General features: G+C 51.6%; 3 protein-coding genes. All 3 read right to left on the minus strand.

The features are described from left to right. Positions 1-33 precede the first annotated feature (33 nt). From AAY72_RS13745 to AAY72_RS13755, 3 genes are read right to left on the minus strand one after another with little or no spacing between them, the layout of a single operon-like run. On the minus strand, positions 34-585 hold the full coding sequence (locus AAY72_RS13745) for a membrane integrity-associated transporter subunit PqiC (protein ID WP_057788266.1): 552 nt from the start codon (positions 583-585) through the stop codon (positions 34-36). Further along, positions 582-2,252 carry an intermembrane transport protein PqiB gene (gene pqiB / locus AAY72_RS13750; RefSeq protein ID WP_057788268.1) on the minus strand — a complete coding sequence of 557 codons (1,671 nt, stop codon included), beginning with the start codon at positions 2,250-2,252 and terminating at the stop codon, positions 582-584. Before pqiB ends, AAY72_RS13745 begins: the two co-directional genes overlap by 4 nt. Next, a complete protein-coding gene (locus tag AAY72_RS13755) occupies positions 2,249-3,541 on the minus strand; it encodes a PqiA/YebS family transporter subunit (protein ID WP_008984342.1) in 1,293 nt (430 codons plus the stop codon). The genes pqiB and AAY72_RS13755 overlap by 4 nt, the downstream gene beginning before the upstream one ends. Positions 3,542-4,191: the final 650 nt, after the last annotated feature.

A 4,191-nucleotide genomic window follows, 5' to 3' on the forward strand; every position in this document is an offset into this window, starting at 1 on the left:
CGCCATGCCCGGCGCACGCAAAAAAATGCCGGCTTAGCCGGCAGTAAGTTTTGTTGTAATATCGGCAAGTAACTGCTGCCAGGCGTGACTCAGGGCTGACACCATGGCCGGATAACCGTCAGCCTCTAATGCTACCTGATAGCTAAACGGCTGGTTAATTTCCGTCTGTTGTTGTGCTAATCGATAGCGGCCACTTAGCATCGCCTGACCGGAGGGATCGGCATGAAAACGGTCAATCTCAAGCCATAACTGTCGCTGCGCCTGAGCCTGCACACTGCGTAATGGCTGAGCCGGCAGCGCCTGCAGCAAATGCTGTTGTAACTGCCGTTGCAACTGCTGCTCAAGTGCATCAGCCCATAAATGCTGACGGGTAATGACATACTCTACCTCGGACTGCTGCATCACCAGCCCTGTGCCATTCAGATAGGCGGCAACCCGGATCGGGGCGACATAGAGTGCCGGCAAGCTGGTGTTCTCTGCTGTAGGTGTCGCCGGCACAGCTAACTGATAATAGTAGACTGCAGTTGGCTTGCTGCTACAGGCAACCAACGTCAGTAAACTTAAACTGATGATAAACGCTTTCATGGCTTGGCTTTCCTTGGTTGGGGGTCGGCTTGTTCACTGGCATTAATCAGTAACGCATTGCTTTGCTGATTTAGCATTTTCAGCACCGGTTGCAGTTCGCGCAGCGTTTGCTCCAGCACCTGCAGATTGCTACCGGCCCGTTCGTAAGCCACTGACCCCGGGCTCACGCCTGCCAGAGCCCGCTGCAGTTCAGTCAGGCTTTGCTGTAAATTCGCCGGTAACTGCTGTAGCTCAGGCTGAGCCAAAAAGGCCTGCAAGCTCGCCAGTAACTGTTCGCTGCTGCCAAGCAATTGCTCGGTAGCCGCCAGTGTGTGTTGACCTTGCGTTAAGAACTCTTCCAACTGCAAATTATTGATTTTATCCAGTGCCAACAACACCTTTTGCTCGATATTGCTTAAACCGCTGCGCGCCGAAGGTAAACTGGGGTACCCCGCTTGCTGACTTAATGTCAGTTGCTCCTGATACTGCTGCTGTTGTTTCAGATCGGCCAGTAATTCACTATTAATATCCAAATCGACATAGAGCGCGCCGGTAAGCAGATTGCCGGTTTTTAACATTGCATGTAAACCCCGGCTGACCGCCTGCTCTAACTCTACTCCCAACTGCTGTAAGGTCAGGTTTTCATACAAGCGCCCGGCCTCGATCCGGATCAGTACCGGCACGCCTTGATTCAACGACACTTCAAAGGGTCTTTCCATCGCAAAAAAGAACGGCACGCTGGCAACAGTGCCGACCCGCACTCCCCGATATTCAACCGGGGCACCCGCTTTCAAACCACGGACCGACTCATCGAAAAACACGATATACTCAACAAACTGGCTATACATCCCTTCCTGAATACTTTGCCGATCCGGGAACAGCTGGAACTCGCTACCGTTAGCGGCCGGATTACCCGCCGGCCAACCATCCATTAAATCAAAGCTCACACCACCACTGAGTAAGGTAGCGGCGGAGCCGACATCTACCGATAACCCCTCGGCTGATAAGTCGAATGAAACGCCACTGCTAATCCAAAACCGGATGTTTTCCGTGACCAGTGCATCATAGGGCTGACGGATATACAGCTGATAGCGGGTGCGCCGCTCCGCCAATTCAAACTGACTGCTTTCAACAGTACCGACTTCATAACCGCGATACAGCACCGGATCACCTACCGCCAGCGTGCTTGGGTCACTGGTTTGCAGGGTTACCCGGATCCCAGGCGCATCGGCTGGTGCAACCGGCGGCGTATTTAACAGCGGATGCGTTAGTACCACACGGGGAGAATCGCCGGGCTGTAATTCAATATAGGCACCTGACAACAAGGTATTCAGACCAGTAACCCCACCGCGACCGATTTGCGGCTTCACTACCCAAAACTGCGAACCTTCGTTTAGCAACGGCGTAACATTAGGTTTCATCCGCGCTTTAATCATAACTTGCTTCAAATCGGTACTGAGCTCAACAGAAACCACCTGACCAACATCGACACTGCGATTTTTAATCTGCGTTTTGCCCGCGACAATCCCCTCAGCATCTTCGGCAATCAGTAACAACATTGCCCCCTGTTGCTGCTGATGGTTATATAGCATCCACAAGCCAATCAATACCGCGGCGATAGGTACCACCCAAATCGGTGACCACTGCCGGATCGGTTTTACTTTTGCAGTATTTTGCGTTTCGGTCACACCTGCTCTCCTGTTTGCGATGGCTGGTCCCACAGCAATCGCGGATCAAAACTGATGGCTGCCAGCATGGTAATAATGACCACTGCAGCAAATACTAAGGCGCCAACGCCCGGATAAACACTCATTAACAGGCCAAAACGCACCAGTGCCGCCAGGATCGCCACGACCAGCACATCGACCATCGACCAACGGCCAACCCAATCTACCAGCAGGTAAATTTTGGTGGTCAGCTTGCTACGCACCTCTACCGGCGCCATCACCAGATAACAAAGCCAGAACATAATCAGAATTTTCGCAATCGGTACCACCACGCTCGCCAGTAGAATAACCAGCGCCACCGGATACTCACCATCCTGCCACATTAAAATAAAGCCACTGATAATAGTGGAATCCGTAACATTGCCAAAGGAGACGGTGCGCATAATCGGCAGCAAATTGGCTGGAATATACAGAATGGCCGCTGTCACTAATAACGCCAGTGTTCTTTGCAGGCTGGCTGGTATCCGCGGATAGACTTTGGTTTGACAGCGCGGGCAATGCGCCTGCGCCAGTGGTACTATCGCTGTGCAACAAGGGCAAAGTTTTAACTGTTGCGACAAACCGGTTTTACCGGCTGCAGCCGTTACCGGCACAGCAGGCGCCACGGCTAACCGCGACCACATTTCGTGGCGGTCAATCACCTGAAAGGTGCGCAGGTGCAATAAACAGAAGATGCAAAATGCCCAGAAACTTAACCCCAGTGAAATATCGGCATTAGCGACCAGTTTGACAAAGCTAATCAGCAACCCCATCAAAAAGATATCGACCATACTCCAGGGCTTGAGCATAAAGAGTACCCGCGCCACCCAGATCCGCGCCGGTAGCCGGTACAGCATACCCAGTTTCAAATAAATAACCGCCGCCATGCAGAAGGCTGGCACAGCCTGAATAAATAACCAGACCAGAATGGCCAGGCTTTGATGGTATTCGGTAAAGAGTACAGCGGAGGTGTCAAAGAAATGCATTTCACTGCGATTACCGGCCACGCCCATACTGATAAACGGGAACAGGTTGGCCAGCAGTAGCATAAAGAGCGCTGAACCGGCATAGAGTACAGGCCGCAGAATGGGCTGCACCTGGCGCACGTCCAGTTGATGGTCACAGCGTTGGCAATGTGCCTCTTCCCCCTCCTGCAGCTCAGGTAACCATTGCAATAAGTCACAATGCCGGCATAGCACCAGTTCGTGCTGTTGCTCTGTTGCAGCTAAGGTATCGACACCGCTGATGGTCAGGCTTTGGCTGAAAGACACGGGGTTTCCGGGTTAGAAAGTCGCGCTAAGTAATGCATTTATAGCATATTTCAGCAGAGCGGAGGAATAGGTGGTGATGTTGAAGCTAATCTTAGTACGTACCCTTAAGTTGCAGCTCGGTTTTGGTAGTTTTAGGTTTACAGACTATGCATACCTACTCGTCTTATATTTGCGGTTATCTGGGATCTTTTTCATGACGCCTCACTAATGTTTTTGAGCCCGTGGCTGCGGTAGAATTTTCGTAACAGCAGCAGGGATGCTGCGGAGGCTGAAAGGGCACAGGGATGTGATCCTTGAAGCCGGTGGAGAAAATTACTACCCTGCTAAGGGCGTTGCCCCAATCTCTACGCTACTGATGCTTATCGTTACGCAGGTTCTAGCTCGGTGCATCCGGCGGCAAGCACACCGTACAACTTTGACGGGACACGCTGTGAATACATCCCTGTGCGGTTACAAACTTCATCCTGAAGTTTGCCCTACGGGCCAGCTAAAGCTGTTCAAATTTGCTCCCGGCAAATTTGTGTCATTTTTCATCCCTGAAAAATACATTCCCTTACAAAGTGCACGGAATGCTTACCACCTCGTTTTATATCTGCTGTGTTCTAAGATGTTTTTCGTGACGCCTAACAGATGCTATTTAAGCCCTTGGC

It is taken from the genome of Alishewanella sp. WH16-1, assembly GCF_001441695.1.
GTDB lineage: Bacteria > Pseudomonadota > Gammaproteobacteria > Enterobacterales > Alteromonadaceae > Alishewanella > Alishewanella agri.